The 22,161-nt window shown below is 68.1% G+C and carries 16 protein-coding genes; 12 read left to right on the top strand and 4 right to left on the bottom strand.

The genetic code is table 11. The annotated features are described in order from the left end of the window. Positions 1 to 105 precede the first annotated feature (105 nt). From ASE67_RS10100 to ASE67_RS10110, 3 genes are all read right to left on the bottom strand, one after another. On the bottom strand, positions 106 to 1,557 hold the full coding sequence (locus ASE67_RS10100; RefSeq protein ID WP_055760285.1) for an AMP nucleosidase: 1,452 nt from the start codon (positions 1,555 to 1,557) through the stop codon (positions 106 to 108). Between the two features lie 189 nt (positions 1,558 to 1,746). Further along, positions 1,747 to 2,115 carry a hypothetical protein gene (locus tag ASE67_RS10105; protein ID WP_055760287.1) on the bottom strand — a complete coding sequence of 123 codons (369 nt, stop codon included), beginning with the start codon at positions 2,113 to 2,115 and terminating at the stop codon, positions 1,747 to 1,749. Between the two features lie 99 nt (positions 2,116 to 2,214). Next, positions 2,215 to 2,697, bottom strand: coding sequence for a peroxiredoxin (locus ASE67_RS10110; protein ID WP_055760290.1), 483 nt, complete (start codon positions 2,695 to 2,697; stop codon positions 2,215 to 2,217). A 116-nt stretch (positions 2,698 to 2,813) separates the two neighbouring features. Between ASE67_RS10110 and ASE67_RS10115 the strand changes: the two genes are divergently transcribed. From ASE67_RS10115 to trxA, 10 genes are all read left to right on the top strand, one after another. Then, positions 2,814 to 3,374 carry a YqgE/AlgH family protein gene (locus tag ASE67_RS10115; protein ID WP_055761561.1) on the top strand — a complete coding sequence of 187 codons (561 nt, stop codon included), beginning with the start codon at positions 2,814 to 2,816 and terminating at the stop codon, positions 3,372 to 3,374. A gap of 109 nt (positions 3,375 to 3,483) precedes the next feature. Beyond that, the gene (gene ahcY, locus ASE67_RS10120) at positions 3,484 to 4,893 is read left to right on the top strand and encodes an adenosylhomocysteinase (protein WP_055760292.1); all 1,410 of its coding nucleotides are present in this window, start codon (positions 3,484 to 3,486) and stop codon (positions 4,891 to 4,893) included. 188 nt (positions 4,894 to 5,081) lie between these two features. After that, entirely contained in the window at positions 5,082 to 8,096 is a 3,015-nt protein-coding gene (locus ASE67_RS10125; protein ID WP_055760295.1) for a TonB-dependent receptor plug domain-containing protein, read from the top strand. Between the two features lie 169 nt (positions 8,097 to 8,265). Next, positions 8,266 to 10,599, top strand: coding sequence for a sensor histidine kinase (locus tag ASE67_RS10130; protein ID WP_055761564.1), 2,334 nt, complete (start codon positions 8,266 to 8,268; stop codon positions 10,597 to 10,599). Beyond that, positions 10,599 to 11,039, top strand: coding sequence for a tRNA (adenosine(37)-N6)-threonylcarbamoyltransferase complex ATPase subunit type 1 TsaE (gene tsaE, locus ASE67_RS10135; RefSeq protein WP_055760298.1), 441 nt, complete (start codon positions 10,599 to 10,601; stop codon positions 11,037 to 11,039). Before ASE67_RS10130 ends, tsaE begins: the two co-directional genes overlap by 1 nt. Beyond that, on the top strand, positions 11,024 to 11,995 hold the full coding sequence (locus ASE67_RS10140; RefSeq protein WP_055760301.1) for an aminoglycoside phosphotransferase family protein: 972 nt from the start codon (positions 11,024 to 11,026) through the stop codon (positions 11,993 to 11,995). The genes tsaE and ASE67_RS10140 overlap by 16 nt, the downstream gene beginning before the upstream one ends. Then, positions 11,992 to 12,747 (top strand): nucleotidyltransferase family protein, encoded by a 756-nt coding sequence (locus ASE67_RS10145; protein WP_055760304.1) that lies wholly within the window; start codon positions 11,992 to 11,994, stop codon positions 12,745 to 12,747. The genes ASE67_RS10140 and ASE67_RS10145 overlap by 4 nt, the downstream gene beginning before the upstream one ends. After that, positions 12,740 to 15,709, top strand: coding sequence for a double-strand break repair protein AddB (gene addB / locus ASE67_RS10150; RefSeq protein WP_055761566.1), 2,970 nt, complete (start codon positions 12,740 to 12,742; stop codon positions 15,707 to 15,709). Before ASE67_RS10145 ends, addB begins: the two co-directional genes overlap by 8 nt. Further along, positions 15,696 to 19,121, top strand: a complete 3,426-nt coding sequence (gene addA / locus ASE67_RS10155; protein ID WP_055760308.1) for a double-strand break repair helicase AddA — start codon at positions 15,696 to 15,698, stop codon at positions 19,119 to 19,121. Before addB ends, addA begins: the two co-directional genes overlap by 14 nt. Before the next feature lie 47 nt (positions 19,122 to 19,168). After that, positions 19,169 to 19,492 (top strand): thioredoxin, encoded by a 324-nt coding sequence (gene trxA, locus ASE67_RS10160; protein WP_055760313.1) that lies wholly within the window; start codon positions 19,169 to 19,171, stop codon positions 19,490 to 19,492. Positions 19,493 to 19,694: 202 nt separating this feature from the next. On the opposite strand, the gene argJ is transcribed toward trxA, so the two are convergent. Next, positions 19,695 to 20,921, bottom strand: coding sequence for a bifunctional glutamate N-acetyltransferase/amino-acid acetyltransferase ArgJ (gene argJ / locus ASE67_RS10165; RefSeq protein ID WP_055760316.1), 1,227 nt, complete (start codon positions 20,919 to 20,921; stop codon positions 19,695 to 19,697). Positions 20,922 to 20,990: 69 nt separating this feature from the next. Here argJ and ASE67_RS10170 point away from each other — a divergent pair, with 69 nt between their 5' ends. Both ASE67_RS10170 and ASE67_RS10175 read left to right on the top strand, forming a co-directional pair. Beyond that, positions 20,991 to 21,779, top strand: coding sequence for an energy transducer TonB (locus tag ASE67_RS10170; protein WP_162236344.1), 789 nt, complete (start codon positions 20,991 to 20,993; stop codon positions 21,777 to 21,779). 95 nt (positions 21,780 to 21,874) lie between these two features. Then, positions 21,875 to 22,129: a hypothetical protein gene (locus ASE67_RS10175; protein WP_156348580.1), complete on the top strand. Its 255-nt coding sequence runs from the start codon at positions 21,875 to 21,877 to the stop codon at positions 22,127 to 22,129. Positions 22,130 to 22,161: the final 32 nt, after the last annotated feature.

Raw genomic sequence — 22,161 nt, forward strand, 5'->3', positions numbered from 1 at the left:
CAAAATATCGGTTTGCGCATCCGGCCCTGGATCCCCGCCTTCGCGGGGACACGGTGCAGTGGACGTCCGCTGACGTCCCGACTGAATCCAGGGCGTCGGGACGCCTTACCGGAACGGCGGTTCGTTGAACGCGCGCAGCTTGCGGCTGTGCAGGCGGGCGCCTTCCTGGCGCAGCTGTTCGCACGCCTCGATGCCGATGCGCATATGTTCGTTGATCGCGCGTTCGTAGAAGCGGTTGGCCTGTCCGGGCAGCTTCAGTTCGCCGTGGAGCGGCTTGTCCGACACGCAGAGCAGCGTGCCATAGGGGACGCGGAACCGATATCCCTGCGCCGCGATGGTCGCCGATTCCATGTCGATGCCGACTGCGCGCGACAGCGAGAAGCGCAGCGCCGAACGGCTGAAGCGGAGTTCCCAGTTGCGGTCGTCAGTGGTGACGATGGTGCCGGTGCGCAGGCGGTTCTTCAGCTCGTCGCCCGACTGGCCCGACACGATCTCCGCCGCGCGGGCCATCGCGACCTGCACCTCGGCGATTGCCGGGACCGGGATTTCGGGCGGCAGCACGTCGTCGAGCACATGGTCGTCGCGCAGATAGGCGTGCGCCAGCACATAGTCGCCGATCCGCTGGCTGGGGCGCAGGCCGCCGCAATGGCCGATCATCAGCCACGCCTCGGGCCGCATGACCGCTAGATGATCGCAGATCGTCTTCGCATTCGACGGGCCGACGCCGATATTGACCAGCGTGATGCCGGTGCCGTCGGGCGCAACCAGGTGATAGGCCGGCATCTGGTGCCGCCGCCACGCGCTGTCGCTGACCATCCGCTCGGCATCGTCGCCGGCGGTCGCCAGCACGCCGCCCGCGCCCGACAGCGCGGTGTAGCGGCTGGGCGTGCCATTGGCGGCGGGCTTCAGCTGGTCCCCGGCCCAGCGAACGAACTCATCGACATAGCGGTGATAGTTGGTGAACAGCACATACTGCTGGATATGCTCCGGCGGGGTGCCGGTGTAATGCCGCAGCCGCGCGAGCGAGAAGTCGGTGCGCAGCCCATCGAACAGCGCCAGCGGGCGGTGCTCGTCCTGGCTGACCCACAGGCCGTCGGCGATCTCGTCGCCGATATGCGCCAGTTCGGTCGCCGGGAAATGACGGGCGAGTTCTGTCGCCGATACGGCGTCGAGGCTGAGCGCGTGGCCGGCATCGAGGACGTAGGGGAATGGGATTTCCTGCCGCCCGGCCACCGCCTCGACGGTCACGTCGTGGTTTTCGATCAGCAGGTCGAGCTGTTCGGTTAGGTACGCCGCGAACATCGCCGGCTTCGTCACGCTGATGCGATAGTCGCCGGGCGTGGTCAGCCGGCCATAGGCGCGCGACGGCGTCGGCCGGTCGCTGCTGCCGCGATAGGTCAGCCGGATTTCGGGATAGGCAAACGATCCGTCGACCCGCGCGGAGGAGGGCGGCGGCGTGCCATCGGTGAGATAGAGGTCCAAGGCGGCGCGAAGGCGCGCGACCGAGGCGGTGTAGAGCCGATCGAGTTCGGCGACGATTTGGGAAGCCTGCGTCATCGACCGTGGCTAAGGCGTTCCGCCGCGACAGGTCAAGAGGGGGGCGATAGCGAACCGCCCGTTCGTGCTGAGTAGGAACTGAGCCTGTCGAAGGTCCGTATCGAAGCACCATGCGGCGACGGTCCTTCGATACGCCCTTTCGACAAGCTCAATGGCTACTCAGGATGAACGGAGAAGCTGACGTGAAGTTCAGGTGGCCGAAGGCGGGACCTTCGGCAGCGCGTCGGCCTCACGCTTCTTTTCGATCAGCTTCGACGCGCCGAACGCGGCACCCGCGATCGCGGCGGCGGCACCGACCACGACCGCGGCGGTCGCGCCGGGATGCGCCTTCACGGTTTCGGCGGTCGACTTGGCGGCGCTGGTCACCGCGTCGCGCGACTTGGCGGCGGCATCGGCCACGACGTCGCGCGACTTTGCGGCGGCATCGCTCACGCTTTCCTTGGCCGTGGCATAGGTCGCCGATGCCTTTTCAGCGAGCGTGCCCGACGTTTCGGCAACGTCGTTTGCGACGTCGTTGGCGATGTCCTTGGCGGTGTCGGTGGTCGTCGTGGAGGTCATGACGTTCCCTTTCCTGATCGATATGGCTGCGTAACTACCGAACTAACTCGAACCGTCGCCGCCGGTTCCGTTACGGCCGGCGGGAAACGACGGATGGTTTCAGAGCGACGCGAGCAGGTTTTCCGCCGAGCTGACCCTGAACTCACCCGGTGCCTCGACGTGCAGTGCCTCGACCACGCCGTCATTGACCAGCATCGCATAACGCTGCGATCGGGTGCCCATGCCATAAGCTGAGCCGTCCATGGTCAGCCCGACCGCCTTCGCGAAATCGGCGTTGCCATCGGCCAGCATCGTCACCTTGTCCCCCGCATCGGCCGATTTGGCCCAGGCCGACAGGACGAACGCGTCGTTGACGGCGGTGCAGGCGATTTCGTCGACGCCCTTTTCGCGGAACGCGGCTGCCTGATCGACGAAGCCGGGCAGGTGGCGTGCCGAGCAGGTGGGCGTAAACGCGCCGGGGACCGAAAACAGCGCGACGCGGCGGCCGGCGAAGAAATCCTCGGTCGAAACCTGGTCCGGCCCGTCGGGCGTGACCTTGGCGAGCGTGGCGTGGGGCAGGCGGTCGCCGACCTTGATCGTCATGAATGTCTCCGCTTCAGGCTTGGCACGTCATGCGCGCCACCATGCAGCGTGGGAGCGCACGCGGACCTTTTCAACCATGGCGCTTGGCCGCAGCGCCGGTTAGCGTCGTTACCATGATGGAACAGACACGATTCCTTGCCGGACAGATATTGCTCGCCATGCCCGGCATCGGCGACCGCCGTTTCGACCATGCGGTGATCGCGATGTGCACCCATGACGAGGACGGGGCGATGGGGGTCGGCATCGGCGACACGATCGACGGCCTCGGGCTGCATGCGTTGCTGAAGCAGCTCGACATTGAACCGGGCGAAGCGCCCGACGCGCCGATCCATCTGGGCGGCCCGGTCGAGACGCGGCGCGGCTTCGTGCTGCACGACGACAGCTGGGGCGGGCAGGACACGATCGACGTCGCGGGCAAATGGGCGTTGTCGGGATCGATCGACGTGCTGCGCGCCATCGCGGCAGGGACCGGGCCGGAACGCTATCTGATCGCGCTGGGCTATGCCGGGTGGGAGCCGGGGCAGCTGGAAAGCGAATTGTCGCGCCATGGCTGGATGAATGTCGCGGGCGATGCCGCCTTGCTGTTCGACGTGCCGACGGGTGCGCGGTGGCGGGGCGGGTTTGAGGGCGCGGGCATCGATCCGCGGCTGCTGGCACTGGGGGCCGGCACCGCCTGACACCAGCATATAAAGATATCTTTATATAGGATTTGCGTTTCGACGGCCGGCTGGGTAGAGGCGTGCCATCCGCCATGGGTGCGCCCATGGCCCCACGCAGGAGCACCCCATGGCCACCGCCATTGCGAACAAGCAGACCGATTACGTCATCAAGGACATCGGCCTCGCCGATTTCGGTCGCAAGGAAATCGAGATCGCCGAAACCGAAATGCCGGGCCTGATGGCGCTGCGCAGCGAGTTCGGCGCGTCGCAGCCGCTGAAGGGTGCGCGCATCACTGGTTCGCTGCACATGACGATCCAGACCGCCGTGCTGATCGAGACGCTGACCGCGCTCGGCGCCGACGTCCGCTGGGCGACCTGCAACATCTTCTCGACGCAGGACCATGCCGCCGCCGCCATCGCGGCTGCCGGCATTCCGGTGTTCGCGATCAAGGGCGAGAGCCTGGCCGATTACTGGGACTATGTCGGCGACATCTTCAACTGGGGCGATGAAACCGCCAACATCATCCTCGACGATGGCGGAGATGCCACCATGTTCGCGCTGTGGGGCGCGAAGCTGGAAGCCGGCGCGACGCTGGGCGAGCCGGAGAACGAGGAAGAGGTCGAGTTCCAGCGCGCGCTGAAGGCGTTCATCGCCAAGCGTCCGGGCTACCTGACCGAGACGGTCAAGAACCTGAAGGGCGTGTCGGAAGAAACGACGACCGGCGTCCACCGCCTGTACGAGATCGCGAAGAAGGGCGAACTGCCCTTCCCGGCGATCAACGTGAACGATTCGGTCACCAAGTCGAAGTTCGACAACCTGTACGGCTGCAAGGAATCGCTGGTCGACGCGATCCGTCGCGCGACCGACGTAATGCTGGCCGGCAAGGTCGCCTGCGTCGCCGGCTTCGGTGACGTCGGCAAGGGTTCGGCACAGTCGCTGCGCAACGGCGGCGCGCGCGTCATGGTGACCGAAGTCGATCCGATCTGCGCGCTGCAGGCGGCGATGGAAGGGTTCGAGGTCGTGACGATGGACGAAGCGGTAACCCGCGCCGACATCTTCTGCACCGCGACCGGCAATGCCGACGTCATCACCGCCGAGCACATGGCGGCGATGAAGCCGATGAGCATCGTCTGCAACATCGGCCACTTCGACAGCGAGATCCAGATCGCCGCCCTGTCGAACTATGAGTGGGACGAAGTGAAGCCGGGCACCGACCTGGTGAAGTTCCCCGACGGCAAGCAGATCATCGTGCTGGCCAAGGGCCGCCTGGTGAACCTGGGCTGCGCCACCGGCCACCCGTCGTTCGTCATGTCGTCGTCGTTCACCAACCAGGTGCTGGCCCAGATCGAGCTGTGGACCAAGGGCGAGAACTACAAGAACGAAGTGTACGTGCTCCCGAAGCACCTCGACGAAAAGGTCGCGGCGCTGCACCTCGAAAAGCTGGGCGTGAAGCTCAGCAAGCTGACCGAGAAGCAGGCATCGTACATCGGCGTGCCGGTCGAAGGGCCGTTCAAGCCGGATCACTACCGCTACTGATCGCTACTGCGAGACTGGCGCCGAAGGGGCGGGCATCCGATAGGTGCCCGCCCTTTTTGTTGCGCGTTTGCAACGGGTGTCACGGAAACGTCGCATCGAGGCGGCGGAACCGGTTTCGACGCGTTGCAATCCTGTAAGAGAGCGTATCGATAAAGAATACGCGTAACTTGTAAAAAGGGGTCCGTTTCATGAACCAGTCAACGTCGCGTCTGCGCGCCGGTGTCGCCCGCAGTGCCGTTGTCATCGCCGCGCTGATGGCGTCGGCCTCCGCCGTCGCGCAGACCGCAGCGCCCGGCACCACCGACAATGTGCCGATCCCGGCGGACCCCGCTGCACAGACGCCTGCGGATGCAAGCAACGGCGAGGAAATCGTCGTCACCGGCACCCGCATTCGTCGCACCGATTTCGAATCGCCCAGCCCGATCATTGCGCTGGGTGCAGCTACGATCCAGCAGTCGGGTACGACCAACCTGACCGACTTTCTGACCGGCTTTCCGGCATTGCAGGGCTCGTCCACCTCGGCCGACAATTCGGGCAGCCGCGCCGGCATTGGTGGGACCGGTCTCAACCTGCTGAACCTTCGCAATCTGGGCACCGAGCGGACGCTCGTCTTGGTCGACGGCCGCCGGCACGTGGCATCGGTGCCGGGCAGCCAGGCGATCGACATCAATTCGATCCCGAACGACCTGGTGGAACGGGTCGATATCCTGACCGGCGGCGTTTCGGCCATCTATGGCGCGGATGCGGTCACCGGCGTCGTCAATTTCGTGCTGAAGCGCAATTTCGACGGGATCACCGCGCGTGGGCAGGCCGGGATCACCGAATATGGCGATGCGGGCAAGCGGTTGCTGGCGGTTACGGTCGGCAAGAATTTTGCCGAGGGTCGCGGCAATGTCGCCGTCGCCTATGAATATGGGTCGGAAAGCCGGCTGGAGTCGCGCGATCGTCGCGCGCTGCGTGGGTCGAATCTGGTCGGTTTCTACCGCAACCCGAACGATCCCGAATTCAAGCCGGGCTATACTGGTGGTGCCAATAACGGCATCCCCGACAACGTACCGACGCGCGACGTGCGCTACAACGATACCGCGCGTGAAGGCGGCATCGATGTCGATTTCGACGGACAGCCCGATTACATCGTGAACGGCGCGGGTCAGCTGGTCCCGTTCCAGCTCGGCACCGTGCTGCGCCCCGGCTTTTCGCAGGGCGGCAGCGGCACCCGCGTCGCCGATTATCAGAACGACCTGCTGCCGCAGATCGACCGGCATGTCGTGAACGCCATCGCGCATTTCGAGGTGTCGCCGGCTCTGACGCTGTTCGCCGATGCCAAATACGCCCACAACAAGGCGTTTACGCTGGGTCAGCCGTCGTTCGACTATTACCTGCTGGTCAAGGACGACAATCCGTTCCTGCCGGCGGGCCTGCCGAATCTCGGCAATGGCGGCGTGCTGGTGACGCGCGACAATTTCGATATCGGTCAGCGCGGCGAGACGATCACCCGCGAAACCTATCGCGGGGTCGTAGGTGCCAAGGGTGAGATCAACGATCACGCCAGCTATGAGGTGTCGTACACTTTCGGCCAGTCGAATGTGGCGAACCGCTACGTCAACAACACCTACAACGATCGCTTCTATGCGGCGCTGGACGCGGTACGCAATCCGGCCAACGGGCAGATCACCTGCCGCGTGAACCTCGACCCCAACTGGCGCCCGGACCAGCCTTATGCGAGCCGCAGCGTCGTCAACCCGACGACCTTCCGCCCCGGCGAGTGCGTGCCGCTCAACCTGTTCGGCGATGGCGCGCCGAGCCAGGCCGCGCTCGATTTCGTGCGGGCGACCACGACGGATCGCTCGCGCCTGCGCCAGCATGTCGTGTCGGGATCGGTCTCGGGCGATTTCGGGCAGTTCTTCAAGCTACCGGGCGGTGCGGTCAATTTCGTGCTGGGCGGCGAATACCGCAAGGAAGAGAGCCGGTTCATTCCCGATCCGCTCGCGGCACAGGGGCTGACCTTCACCAACTCGCTCGGCCGTGAAGAGGGCAAGTATGACGTGAAGGAAGGGTTCGCCGAACTCGACGTGCCGGTGTTCCGCGACGCGCGGTTCGCCCATCGGCTCAGCTTCGGGGCGGCCGTCCGCCTGTCCGACTATTCCACCATCGGTCGCACGACCACATGGAAGGTCAACGGGACCTATGCGCCGGTGCGTGACCTGACGTTCAACGGCACCTATTCGAAGGCGGTGCGCGCACCCAACATCGGCGAACTGTTCAGCGGCCTGTCGCAGACGTTCCAGTTCATCACCGATCCGTGCAGCGTTGGCGAAATCCAGAACGGTACCGCGTCGCGCGCCGCGAATTGCCGGACGTTGCTGACCGGCCTCGGCGTGGCCAATCCCGCCACGTACGAGGATGCCCGGACGGCGAATATCTCGGGTTTCTCGGGCGGCAATCCCAACCTGGACGCGGAAGAAGCCACGACCTGGACGGCGGGCGCCGTGTTGCAGCCACGATTCATTCCGGGGCTGTCGGTGCGGGCCGACTGGTACGACATCAACCTGCGCGGTGCGATCAACACCGTGACGCCGGGCGAGATCGCGCGCCTGTGCGTTGACCAGGCGACGCTCGACAACGTGTTCTGCCGTTCGATCACGCGGACCAATGTCGCCTCCGCCACGGCCAATCCGGGCAATATCGTCGGCTTCACCGTTACGCCGCAGAATGTCGCCCGGTTCAGCACGGCCGGTCTTGACCTGAACGTCAATTACAATTTCGACGCTGGCTCGATCGGCAAGTTCAACGTCCGCGTCATCGGCAATTATCTCGACAAGCTGGAATTCATCGGCACGCCGGGTGCGGACGTGACCGACAGCCGCGGTGAATCGAGTGCGCCGAAATATACCATCAACAGCGACATTACCTGGTCGATCGAAAACGTGACGATCAACTATGGCCTGTCGTGGTTTGATAAGACGCTGCGCTATTCGAACCTGACCAATCAGAGCAACCCCGATGTCGTGGCACCCGAATACAAGTATCTGAAGGCGCTGTGGCAGCACGACGTGTTCGTGAGTGTCGACGCGACCGACCGGTTCCAGTTTTTCGGCGGGGTCAACAACGTCTTCGGGCAGAAGCCTGAAATCGGTACGATCACCTATCCCGTGTCGTATCTTGGCCGGTATCTCTTCGCAGGTGCGCGGGTGAAGATGTAACGACCGTCGTGACCGGCGGCGGCGATCCGCCGCCGGTATGCGACAAAGGGGCGGTGCCGTATGGCGCTGCCCCTTTTTTATGCCCGCCGTAACGACTAGGCAGGGGCGTGCCCATTTTTGCCGTTCCATCGTCTGCCCGCGAGGCGCTTGCTTGATTACCCTGACCCTGATGACGGCCGTGCTGAGCGGCGTCGTGCTGGCGTTGCTGGTCGGCGCGAGCGCGTGGATGCTGCAGGCCGGCCTGTCCGCGCGGCGACAGGCGGCGGCGGCGGGGGCGATGTTCGATTCGCTCAGCGCCACGCTGTCCGCATCGCCCGCGCTGGCGATGGTGGTGCGCGCCGATGGGCGGCTGCTGCTCGACCGGCCGCTGGCCGACCGATTGGGGCGCAGCGACCTGCCGGCGTCGGTCGCCGATCTGGGCAATGCCGATAGCGGGCTGGAGCCGGGCAGCGCCGACCGGCTGGTCGATGCGATCACCGCCGCGTTGCGCGGGGGCAAGCCGTTCCGCACCGTCGTCCGCGCGACCGGTTCGGCGCGGTCGCTGTTTGCGATCGGCGACCGGGCACCGGCGGCGCTTAACACGCCGGGCGGGGTGCTGGTCTGGTTCTTCGATGCGACCGAATTTCACAATGAGATCGCGACGCTGGGCGCGGAGGCGGAGGAATATCGCGCCGCGTTCGACGCGCTGTCCAGCCTGATCGAAGCGGCGCCGATGCCGATGTGGTATCGCGATGACACGCTGCGCCTGGCCATGGTCAACACCGCCTATGTCCGCGCGGTCGATGCGGGTGACGCTGCGGAAGTAATCGCGCGGCAGGTCGAGCTGGTCGAGGGTGTCGGCATGGGCGGGCCGCTCGCCAGCGCGGCGATCGCGCGCGACACCGGACAGCCGCAGGCGGCGGCGATGCCGGCGACGATCGGCGGCGAACGGCGGATGCTGCGGGTCCACGACATGCCGCTGCGCGACGGCGGCACCGGCGGCTTCGCGATCGACGTGCATGAGATCGAGGAGGCGCGCGGCCGGTTGAAGCGCAGCCGCGAGGCGCAGCGCGCGATGCTCGACCGGCTGTCGGCGGGCGTGGCGCAGTTCGCGCCCGACCGCACGCTGGTGTTCTACAACCAGCCGTTCGGCCGCACCTTTGCGATGAAGCCCGAATGGCTGGCCGACCGGCCGGAATTCGACCGGGTGCTCGACCGGATGCGCGAGGCCAAGCGTCTGCCCGAAGTCCGTGACTTTCCGGGGTGGAAGGCGGAGCGGCGCGACTGGTTCCGCGCAGCCGAGGGAGCGATCGAGGAGCAGTGGCATCTGCCCGGCGGCACCCATCTGCGCGTCGTGGCGCAGCCGTTGCCCGAAGGCGGGCTGCTGCTGATCTTCGAGGATCGTACCGAACAGGTGCAGCTGGCCAGCGCGCGCGACACGTTGTTGCGCGTGCGGACGGCGACGTTCGACAATCTGTTCGAGGCGCTGGGCGTGTTCGCCGCCGATGGCCGGTTGCAGATTTGGAACGCGAAGTTCCGGCAGGTGTGGGGGCTGGACGATGCGTTTCTCGACGGGCATCCGCGCGTCGATGCGCTGGCCGAACGGGTGGCCGACAGCCTGGCGAGCCCGGGCAAGGCGGCGCTGATCCCCGAGCTGGTCCGCTTCGCCACGCAGCAGCGGATGCAGCGATCCGGCCGCTTCGCCATGGCCGACGGGCGGCATTATGAATTCGGCGCGGTGCCGTTGCCCGATGGCAATGCGCTGCTGACCATGCTCGACATTTCCGACAGCCGGCGGATGGAACAGGCGCTGCGCGACCGCAACGAGGCGCTGGAGGCGGCCGACCGGGTGAAGACCGCGTTCGTCGCGTCGATGAGCTATGAGCTTCGCACGCCGCTGACCTCGATCAAGGGGTTCGCCGAGATGTTGCAGGCAGGTTATGCCGGCAAGCTGACGGCGGACGGCGCGCGCTATACCGATGCGATCCTCGAATCGGTCGAGCGGCTGGGCGGGTTGATCGACGACACGCTCGACCTGACCGCGAACGAGACCACGCCGGTTTCGCGCGCCACGGTGCCGCTGAAGATGATCGCGTCCGAAGCCGCCGCGACCGCGCGTGCGGCGGCGGCGGCGCGGGGCGTCGAGCTGGCGGTCGAAATCGCGCCGACCGCCGGCGTGATGCTGGGCGATGCGCGGCGGCTGCGCCAGGCGGTGGGCCATCTGCTCGACCATGCGATCGGCGGCTTGCGGCAGGGCGGGCGCGTGCTGCTGCACGTCGATGGCGATGCGCAGCGGGCGCGGATCGTGGTATCGGACGACGGGCCGGGCATGTCGAAGGATGCGGTGGCGCGCGCGTTCGACCGCTTTGCACAGGCCGGGGCGACGCGGGTCGGCGAACGCGCGCTGAGCCTCGACCTGCCGCTCGCGCGACAGGCGGTTGAGGCGCATGGTGGGACGATCGAGCTGGTGTCGGAGAAGGGTGTCGGGACACTGGTCACCATCGACCTGCCGCGCGAGCCGTGATGCACCTGCCGGACGAAGCGGCGGCGCACGCGCTGGGTGCTAGGCTGGCGGCGGTGGTGCGGCCGGGCGATGTCATCGCGCTGTCGGGCCCGCTGGGTGCCGGCAAGACCAGTATCGCGCGGGGGCTGCTGGCCGCGCTGGGGCTGGCGGGGGAGGCACCCTCGCCGAGCTTCGCCATCGTCCAGCCCTATGACCCGCCCGAGGTGTGCCTCAGCGTATTGCACGTCGATCTCTACCGGATCGAGGATCGGCAAGAGGCGCGCGAGCTGGGGCTGGACGAGGCGGAGGACGCGCTGTTGCTGGTCGAATGGCCCGAACGGCTGGGCGAGGACTATTGGCCGGATGCGCTGTGGCTGACCCTCGCGTTCGACGACGGCGGCGGGCGGCGCTTGACAGCGCGCGTGCCGGACGCTTGGGAAGGGCGATGGCCGCTGACCTGAACCCGCGCGATGCGGCTGTCCCTTTTCTTGCCGACGCCGGTTGGGGCGATGCGCAGATCTTGCCGCTGGCGGTCGATGCGTCGTTCCGCCGCTATTACCGCGTGATCGAGGCGGGGCGCAGCGCCGTGCTGATGGACGCGCCGCCGCCCGAGGATACTCGCAAGTTCGCGCATATGGCGGCGTGGCTGGGCGAACGGGGCTTTTCTGCGCCCGCGATCCTCGCCGACGATGCCGCCGCCGGCTTCATGCTGCTGGAGGATTTCGGCGACATGCGGATGCGCGAGACGGTCGACGCCGCGCCCGAAAGCGAAGGCCGGCTGTACGCCGCCGCCGTCGACCAGCTGCTGCGCCTGCAGCGCCATGAACCCGCGCCCGTGCCGCCGTACGATCGTGCGTTCATCCTGCGCGAAGCGAACCTGCTGATCGAATGGTATTGCGATGCGCTGGGGCTGTCGGTCGATACCGCCGGCTATGAAGCCGCGTGGAATGCCGCGTTCGATGCGTTGCCGGAAATGCCGGTCGTCACCGTGCTGCGCGACTATCATGCCGAAAACCTGATGCTGCTCGACGATGCGCGGCTCGGCCTGCTGGATTTCCAGGACGCGCTGGCCGGGCACCCCGCCTACGACCTCGTATCGCTGCTACAGGACGCGCGGCGCGACGTGCCGGCGGTGGTGGAGGCGTCGATGCTCGCCCGCTACCGCGAATCGACCGGGGTGGGGGACGGGTTCGACGCCGCCTATCACCTGTTCGGGGCGCAGCGGAACGCGAAGATCCTCGGCATTTTCACCCGCCTGTGGCGGCGCGACGGCAAGCCGCGCTATGGCGCGCTGTGCCCGCGCGTCTGGCGCTATCTGGAGCGTGACCTGACCCATCCGGCGCTCGCCGGGGTCGCGCGCTGGTTCGATCTCAACATCCCGTCGCCCAAGCGCGGCGATCCGCAGGAACTCGCATGACCACGCTCCGTTCGATCCGCCCGCATCCGCAAGCGACGGTGCCCGAAACCGCGATGGTGATGGCGGCGGGCTTGGGCAAGCGGATGCGCCCGCTGACCGCGATGCGGCCCAAGCCCTTGGTTGAGGTGGCGGGCAAGCCGCTGATCGATCATGTGTTCGACCGGCTGCGCGGGGCAGGGGTCAAGCGCGCCGTCGTCAACGTCCACTACCTGGCGGACGCGATGGAAGCGCATCTCAAGCACCGGGTGAAGGGCATCGACATCGCCGTGTCCGACGAACGCGCGAAGCTGCTGGAGACCGGCGGCGGGCTGGTGCAGGCGCGCGAGTTGATCGGCGACCAGCCGTTCGTCTGCGTCAATTCGGACAATCTGTGGGTCGATGGCCCGGTCGATTCGATCAAGCTGCTCAGCAGCCTGTGGGACGATGCGAAGATGGACGCGCTGTTGCTGCTGGTGCCGCAGGCGCTGGCGCATGGCCACCGCGGCCAGGGCGATTTCCATATCGATGCGGCGGGTCGCATTACCGGCCGGCGCAAGCCCGGCCGGCTGGCACCGTTCGTGTTCACCGGCGTGCAGATTCTGTCGCCGCGCATCATCGCCGACTGGCCCGAGGGTGCGTTCTCGACGAACCTGTTCTGGAACCGCGCGATTGAGGCGGGGCGCGCCTATGGTGTCGCGCATCAGGGGCTGTGGTTCGATGTCGGCACCCCGTCGGCAGTGGGCATGACCGAAGCCGTCCTTGCCGATGGCTGAGGGCACCCGCCTCAGCCTCTACACCATCCCGATCCACCGGGCGTTCGCCGATGCGCTGGCGGTCGGGCTGATCCGCCGGTTCGGCGGTGACCGGCTGGCGCTGGCGCAGGGCATGGTGCTTGTTCCCACCAACCGCGCCAAGCGGACGGTGCAAGAAGCGTTCGTGCGCGCCAGCGGCGGCGGGCTGCTGCTGCCGCGCTTGGTCGCGATCGGCGATCCCGAACTGGATGAAGGCATCGGCAGTTTCGCCGACCCGGCCGATCAGGCACCGATCCCGCCCGCGATCGACCCGCTTGCCCGGCGGATGATCCTCGCGCGGCTGGTGACCGAGGAGCGCCAGCGCGCCGGCCGCCCGGTCGATGCGGCGGAGGCGGTGCGGCTGGCGGGCGATCTGGCGGCTACGCTCGACCAGTTGCTGGTCGAGGAGGTCGATCCGGCGCGCTTGCGCACCCTCGACCTCGACGAGACGCTGTCGGCGCATTGGGAACGCTCGCTCGAGCTGTTCCGCATCGTGCTGGATCGCTGGCCGGGCGAGCTGGCCGCATTGGGGCGGATCGACCTCGCCGACCGACGCACCCGGTTGCTCGGGCGGCTGGGCGCGCGCTGGGCGGTCGATCCGCCCAAGGGGTTCGTCTGCGCGGCGGGCATCGCGACCAACGCCCCGGCCATCGCCCGCATCCAGCGCTGCGTCGCCGGGCTTCCGCGCGGCATGGTGGTGCTGCCCGGCCTCGACCTCGCGATGGAGGACGAGGCATGGGAATCGCTTGGCCCCCATGCGCCCGATCCGGTCACCGGGCGGCGCAGGCGGTCGATCGAGACGCATCCGCAATATCACCTTAAGCTGCTGCTCGACCGGATGGGCGTCAACCGCCACGAGTTCGTGCGGTGGCAGGCGGCGAGCGAGCATGACGCGACGCCGACCCGCAGCCGCGCCATCGCCACCGCGCTCAGCCCGGCCGAGCGCACCCATCACTGGATCGACGTCCCCGCCGCCGACCGGCGCCTGTCGGGCGTACGGATGGTCGAGCTGGCGACCCCGGCCGAGGAGGCGCAGGCGATCGCCGTCGCGCTGCGTGAGGCGCTGGAGACGCCCGGCCGCACCGCCGCGCTGGTGACGCCCGACCGGATGCTCGCGCGGCGGGTCGCGGCGCATATGGCGCGCTGGGGCGTCGGGGTCGACGATTCCGCCGGGCAGCCGCTGTCGCTGCTGGCACCGGGCACGCTGCTGCTGGCGCTGGTCGAGGCAGCGGCGCAGGCGTTCGCGCCGGTCGCGCTGCTGTCGCTGCTGAAGCATCCGCTGGTCCAGAGCGGCGAGGCGGAACAGCGGGTACTATGGCTCGATGGTGTCCGTCGCCTCGACCGCGCGCTGCGCGGCCCGCGCCCCGCACCGGGACTGGCCGGGATCGACCGCCATCTGCGCGAGGGCGAGCCGCGCGACGCCGCGATCCGCGCGGCGGCGGCAAGCTTCTGGGAGGTTGCCTGCCCGCTGCTGACCCCACTTGCCGAGGTCTTCGCCGCCGGGCCACAGCCGCTGGTCCGGTTGCTGACCGTGCTGCGCGAAACCGCGACGACACTGGCGGGCGATGCGGCGTGGAGTCGGCCCGAAGGCCGCGCCGCCGCCGAACTGATCGCCGCGCTGGAGGAACAGGCGGCGATCGGCCCGCCGCTGGTCGACCCGCGTGTCCTGCCTGCGCTGCTGCGCACGTTGCTGGACGAGGTGGCGGTGCGCCCGCCGCAGGGCGCGCATCCCCGCCTCGCCATCCTCGGCCTGCTGGAGGCGCGGCTGCAGACCGCCGACCTGATGATCCTCGGCGGCCTGAACGAAGGGGTTTGGCCCGCACTGCCATCGCCCGATCCGTGGCTCGCGCCGCGTATCCGCGCCGATCTGGGGCTGCCGGGGCTGGAGCGGCGCATCGGCCTTGCCGCGCATGACTTTGCCGGGGCGATGGGCGCGCCCGATGTCGTGCTGACCCGCGCCGCGCGTGATGCGACTGCGCCGACCATCGCGTCGCGGCTCTGGCTGCGGTTGCAGGCGCTCGACGACAATCTGGAACGCGCCGGGCATTTGCGCGACTGGGCGCGGGCGATCGACCGGCCCGCCACCTATGCCGCCGCGTCGCGTCCGGCCCCGCGCCCGCCGGTGGCGCTGCGCCCGCGCCGCATCTCGGTGACCGAGGTCGACCGCATGAAGGCCGACCCCTACGCCTTTTACGCGCGGCGGATGCTGCGCTTGTCGCCGCTGGATGCGGTCGATGCCGATGCGACCGCCGCGTGGCGGGGGACGGCGGTGCATGGCGTGCTGGAGCGCTGGGCGCGCGAGGATGGCCTAGACCCGGCCAAGCTGCGGCGGCGGTTGCAGGCGCTGTCCGACGACCCGCGCACCCATCCGCTGCTGCGCGCGCTGTGGGTGCCGCGCTTGCGCGAAGCGATCGACTGGGTTGCGGCGCTGACCCACGAAAAGCTGGCTGAGGGGCGCGACGTCGTGGGCGTCGAATGCGACGGCGTGCTGGAAATCGCCGGGGTCGAGCTGTCGGGCAAGGCCGACCGGATCGACCGCGCCGCCGACGGCACGCTGGCGATCATCGACTACAAGACCGGCAAGGCGCCCAGCGGCAAGGCGGTGGCCGCCGGCTACAGCCTGCAGCTCGGGCTGCTGGGACTGATGGCCGAGCGCGGTTGCTTTACGGGCGTGCGCGGCACGGCGGCGGCGTTCGAATATTGGTCGCTCATCAAGGACAAGGACAGTTTCGGCAAGATGACCACCCCGGTCAACGCCGCGGGCACCGGCGGGCGGATCGCCACCGCCGAATTCGTGGCGCTCGCCAAGCGGCATTTCGAAGAGGCGGTCGCCCGCTTCCTGACCGGCGACGAGGCGTTCGTCGCGAAACTGGTGCCCGAATATGCCGCCTATGCCGATTACGACCAGCTGATGCGCCGCGACGAATGGTATGGCCGTGAGTGAGGTCCGCGCGCTCCAGCGGTTGAAGAACGACCAGGCGGCGGCCAGTGACCCGCACCGCCATGTCTGGCTGTCGGCGTCGGCGGGCACCGGCAAGACCCACGTCCTGTCGGCGCGGGTGTTCCGCCTGTTGCTGCGCGGGGTCGATCCCGCCGCCATCCTGTGCCTGACCTTTACCAAGGCCGGGGCGGCGGAAATGGCCGAGCGGGTCGCCAGCCGCCTCGCGCGCTGGGTCCGCCTCGCCCCTGCGGACCTGAAGGCCGACCTGTTCGCGCTGGGCGAGGATGTGAACGACGCGGCGCTACTGGCGCGCGCCCGCACGCTGTTCGCCCGCGTCCTCGACGCGCCGGGCGGCGGCGTGCGCATCCAGACGATCCACGGCTTCTGCCAGAGCCTGCTCGCCGGTTTCCCGGTCGAGGCGGGGCTGGTCCCCGGCTTCCGCCCGCTGGAGGCGCGCGAGGAAGCGGGTATGGCGCGCGAGGCGCTGGCCGAATTGCTGGTCGAGGAGCAGCGCACCGGATCGACCCGGATCGGCGACGCGATCGCCGCCATGTCGCTGCGTATGGGTGAGGGCGCCGCCGAGAATTTCCTGCGCGAATGTGCCAAGCGCCCGCAGGCGATGGCCGAGCTGCCGAGCGGCCTCCAGCCGTTCCTGCGCCGTGCGCTCGACTTGCCGTCCGGCCCGGTCGATGAGATGCTGGCAGAGGCATGCAGCGACGAGGAATTCGACTGCGACGCGCTCGAACGGCTGGCCGCCGCCAACCTCGCCTGGGGCACGGCCACCGGCAAGAAGACCCATGCGGCTATCATCGACTGGCTGGCGCGTGACCCGGCCGAACGCGCCGCGCGTGTCCGCGAAGTGCGCAAGATCTTCTTCACCGCCGAGGATACGCTGCGCAAGGCATCGGCCAAGCTGATCGCCGCCGAACCGGACTATGACGAACTGGCTGACGCGGTCGGCGGCCGCGCAGGCGAGCTGGTCGAACTGGCCGCGCAAATGGGCTATGCCGATGCGCTGGCCGACGCGCTGGCGGCCGGGCGCGCCTATGCCGATGCCTATGTCCGCGCCAAGCGCCGCGCCGGCGCGGTCGATTTCGACGACCTGATCCGCGAGACGCTGAACCTGCTCGCGCAACCCGGCATCGGCGACTGGGTGCGGTTCAAGCTGGACCAGAGCACCGAACATGTCCTGATCGACGAGGCACAGGACACCAATCCGCAGCAATGGGCGATCGTCCGGTCGCTGGTGGAGGAATTCTTCAGCGGCGACGCGGTGCGCGCGGCGGGGATGCGGACGCTGTTCGTCGTCGGCGATTACAAGCAGGCGATCTTCGGCTTCCAGGGCACCGACCCGATCTATTTCCGCGCGGCGCATGTCGATTTCGAACGGCGCGCCGCGTTGCCCAGCGAATATCGCGGCGATGCGCGCGAACTCGACACGCTGTCGCTGACCCATAGTTTCCGCACGACGCGGCCGGTGCTGGAATTCGTTGACGCCGCCATCGCCGCCTTGCCCGAACCGGCGATGGGCATCGACGCGCCCGATACGCATGACAGCGAAGTGCCCGGCCCCGGCACCGTGACCCTGTGGGCGCCGACGGTGGTCGACACCCCCGACGATGCCGAGGAAGGCTGGGTCGATGACGTGACGCGGGTGATCGCCGCGAAGATCGCGCGCGAGATCGCCGGCTGGATCGGCACGCTACCGCTGGAGTCCAAGGGGCGGATGCTCCAGCCGGGCGACATCATGGTGCTGGTGAAGCGGCGCGGCGACCTCGCCTCGCTGATCGTCGCGCGGCTTTATGCGGAGGGGGTGCCGGTGGCGGGCGTCGACCGGTTGCGACTCGATGCGCCGCTGGCGGTGAAGGACCTGCTCGCCGCGATCCGCTTCGCGCTCCAGCCCGACGATGACCTGAGCCTTGCCAGCCTGCTCGTCTCGCCGCTGATCGGCTGGACGCAGGAACAGTTGCTGGCCGGGGCGCTGCGCAAGGGCGGGAGCCTCTGGCGGCACCTGCGCCAGACGAACAGCGATGCGGTCGAACCGCTGTCGCGCATCCTACGCCGCGCCGATTTCGCGACGCCCTATCGCTTCCTCGAGGAATTGCTGTCGGGCGAGCTGGACGGACGCACCAAGCTTATCGCACGACTGGGCGAGGAGGCGCGAGACCCGATCGACGAATTGCTCAATGCCGCCTTGTCGTTCGAAAGCGTCGCCACGCCGTCGCTGCAACGCTTCGTCGAATGGTTCGACCGGGGCGAGGTGGAGATCAAGCGCGACGCGGGCGGAGCGGGCGGCGCGGTGCGGGTGATGACCGCGCACGGGTCGAAGGGGTTGCAGGCCCCGCTGGTCCTGCTGGCCGATGCCGCGATCGATCCGACCAACAGCCGCCGCAATATCGTCCATTGGGCACCCGAGGGCCATGACGGCGCGGCCTTTCCGCTGTTCCGCCCGCGCGGGGCTGAGCGGGGGACGCCGGTCGACGATGCCTTCGCCGCGATCGACCAGCGCGAGCTGGAGGAGCATTGGCGGCTCTTCTATGTCGCCGCGACCCGTGCCGAGGAACGGCTGGTCATCGCCGGCGCGCCGTCCGCCAAATATAAGGGCGTGCCGCCGCCGCTCAGCTGGTACAGCGCCGCCGCCGCCGCGTTCGATGCGCTGGGCGTGGAAGAGGGCGAGGGTGAGCGCGTCTTCACCGGCCTGACCCCGCAGCCGCCGGTCGCGGCGAAGGCGCGGGCCGGCACGGCACCGGTCGTCGGCGCACCCGCGCCCGCATGGCTGCGCGCCCTGGCCCCGGCGGAGGCACGCCCGCCGCGCCCGCTTGCGCCGTCCGCCGTGGGCGATGACGAGGTGTCGGACCCGCCGCCGACCGCAACGATGCGCGCGGCGGCGGAGCGGGGCCGGCTGCTCCACCAGCTGTTCGAACGCCTGCCCGACCTGCCGCGGGCCGAGCGCGCCGATGCCGCCGAACGTTGGCTGGCCAGCGCGGCGGGCGTGGAGGATTCCGGCCTGCGCCGCCGGGTGACGCGCGATGCGATGGCGGTGCTCGACGATCCGGACTTTGCCGACCTGTTCGGCCCCGACGCGCTGGCCGAGGCGCCGATCGCCGCCGTGGTGGGTACGCAGGTGGTGGCCGGCACCGTCGACCGGCTGTGCATCGGCGACCGCACGGTGCGCGTGGTCGATTTCAAGACCGGGCGACGTGTACCCGACGACGTGGCCGACATCCCGGTCTATCACCTGCGGCAGATGGCGGCCTATGCCGCGGCGCTCCGCGTGATCTTTCCCGATCACGCGGTCGAAGCGGCGTTGCTCTACACCGCCGGGCCGCGGCTGTTCGTGCTGCCCGCCGACGTGCTCGATGGGTACAAGCCGGGCTTGGGGGCGGGGGAACAAAGCTTGCCCCGCGAAGCTTGAGGTGGCGACCCCCCGATCATAGATATTGGCGAGACAAGGAGATTATCATGCCGACCAAGACCGTTACCGACGCCAGCTTTTCCGCCGACGTCCTGCAATCCGACAAGCCGGTGCTGGTCGATTTCTGGGCGGACTGGTGCGGACCGTGCAAGATGATCGCCCCGGCGCTGGAAGAAATCGCCGACGAACTGGGCGACAAGGTGACGATCGCCAAGGTCGACATCATGGCCAACCCCGACACCGCCGGATCGATGGGCGTGCAGTCGATCCCGCTGCTGAAGCTGTTCAAGAACGGCCAGCCGGTCGCCGACCTGCTGGGCGCACGTCCCAAGAGCCAGCTGAAGGCATGGCTCGAGGGTGAGCTGGGCTGATGTTGCTGGCGGCGGACCATCGCCGCCGCTGACGGAAAGAAACCAACCCATCGTCACCCCGGGCTTGACCCGGGGTCCCGCTTCTTCTTCCTCTACCGAGCAGTGAGAAGAAGCGGGACACCGGATCGAGTCCGGGGTGACGGTGGTGCGTGGGAGCGCCGACCTGTTTGGCGCAATCTCCAGCCCAACGAGGGCCGAACCCTCAGCTCCGATAATCGGCGTTGATCGAAATATACCCATGCGTCAGGTCGCAGGTCCACACGGTGGCGTGGCCTTCGCCCAGATGCAGGTTCACGCCAATCTCGACCTCCTGGCCCCGCAGATGCGCAGCGACCGGCGCTTCGTCGTACCCGGCGACCGCCAGCCCGCCCTCGGCCACCTGCGTCGTGCCGAAGCGGATCGACAGTTTGTCGCGCTCGGCCGGCTCGCCCGCCTTGCCGACGGCCATCACCACGCGGCCCCAGTTCGCATCCTCCCCGGCGATGGCGGTTTTGACCAAGGGCGAATTGGCGATGCTCATCGCGATGCGGTGGGCGCTGCCGTTGCTCTCCGCGCCTTCGACGGTCACCGCGATGAACTTCGTCGCACCCTCGCCATCGCGCACGACCAGATGCGCGAGCTGGCGACACAGGTCGTGCAGCGCCGCCGCGAACGCATCCGCGCCGTCATCGTCGAACGACGCGATCGGATCGTTGCCCGCCGCGCCGGTCGCAAAGGCCAGCACCGTGTCGCTGGTCGAGGTGTCGCCATCGACCGTGATGCACGAAAAGGTCCGCCGGTTGGCCGCTTCCAATGCGCCTTGCAGGAACGCCGGATCGACCGCCGCGTCGGTAAAGACGAAACCGAGCATCGTCGCCATATCGGGCGCGATCATGCCCGACCCCTTGATGACGCCCGACAGCTTGACCGTGCGGTCGCCGATCTTTGCCGTCGTGAACGCGCCCTTGGTAAAGGTGTCGGTCGTGCCGATCGTCTCGGCGACCGCTTCCCAGCCACATGGGGTCGCGACGAAGGCGGCGTCGAGGCCCGCTTCGGCCTTGTCGATCGGCAGCGGCACGCCGATCACGCCGGTCGAGGCAACGAAGACGTCAGACGGCTGGCACTCCATCGCCTGTGCGGTGCGCGCGGCGATCGCCTCGACGGCGGCGCGGCCCCGGTCGCCGGTAAAGGCGTTGGAGTTGCCTGCGTTGACCACCAGCGCCCGCGCCCGGCCCAGCACCAGCGCGCGGCGGCACCATTCGACCTCGGGCGAGGGACATTTGCTGTTCGTCAGCACGCCGGCGACCGCCGTCCCTTCGGCCAGCGTGACGAAGGTCAGGTCGCAGCGATCCCAATTCTTGTACCGCGCCCGCGCGACGCGCAGCGTAACGCCCCCGATCGGCGGCAGCGCGGGGAACGGCGTGGCGAGCGGGGATACGGCAGTCGACATGGGCGCTATGTCCGGTCTAGCCTGCACCGGATACGGGGCAGGGGGATGGGTATGCGACGGTTCCTACGCATGGGCGCGGCGGTTGCAACGCTTTGTTGTGGCAGCGGGGCGCTGGCGCAGGCGGGGCCGGTGCCGATCGACCCGGCCAGTTGGGTAACGAACGACGACTATCCTGCCGACGCGCTGGGAAAAGGCGAAAAGGGGCCTGTGAAATTCGCTCTGTCGGTCGATCCGCACGGTCGGCCCACGGGTTGCCGCATTGTGGAGTCCAGTGGGAGCGCCTCGCTGGACCAAACGACGTGCCGGGTGATGCTTGCGCGCGGCAATTTTCGACCAGCTACCGATCAGGCAGGCAAGGCGATTGCAGGTCTGTGGGAACATGGCGTGAAATGGCAGTCGCCGACCGAAGCCGGGACGATGCGGATGGCGCTAACTCCCTACGCCCAGATCGAACGGGTCACGTTCGATAAAGACGGGCATATCGTGGATTGCACCACGCGGAAGGTTGGCGATCTGGGATACCAGATGGAAGGATGCCTGAAGATCGGGAACGAATACTTCCTCGGGCGCGTGCTGGGAGACCGGTTCCGTAGCGGCGTGCTGACCATGACAGCCACCATGCAAATAGACGGAATGCCGTTGCCCGCGGACGCACCTACCACTGATTTGCCGCCCTTTTGGACCGTGGATCGTACCTTCATCGTACAATCTGATGGCAGCATCTCCGACTGCGCGCAGAGGGAATCGGGGAAAGGAATTATTCCTTGTGAAGCGCAGCAATCCTACACGGCACTGCCCAATGGTGGCGCGCGCCGGGTAACGTCCGAAACCCGCTGGTCCTTTCAACCCACCAAGTAACGATCATCGGCTGGACGCCGGCCCGCCGCATCCCTATGTCTCGCCACTATGCGCCGGGCGACCCGTCGCGAAACCAAACCGTCTGGACGTAACGCTTGCGTTTGCTGCTGTTCCTCTCTGCGCTGCTGACGGGCCTGACCGGCCTGCTCCCCGGCGTGGGAGTCGCGAATGCGCGGCAGGTGGCGCAGGCACAGGTCGTGGCCGCGCAGATCGCGGTTGCGGTGGTCGAGGGCGGATCGGTCGCGACCGCGCGGCCGGTGCAGCCGTACGCGCGCGATCCGCAGCCGCTGTTCCTGACGCCCGCGCCCCGGTTCGCGGTGCGCGCGCGAACGCTGCGCACCCACGAATAGCGCGCACCAGCGCTCTTTCGACCGTCCCCATT

The organism is Sphingomonas sp. Leaf23, from assembly GCF_001421585.1.
Taxonomy (GTDB): domain Bacteria; phylum Pseudomonadota; class Alphaproteobacteria; order Sphingomonadales; family Sphingomonadaceae; genus Sphingomonas.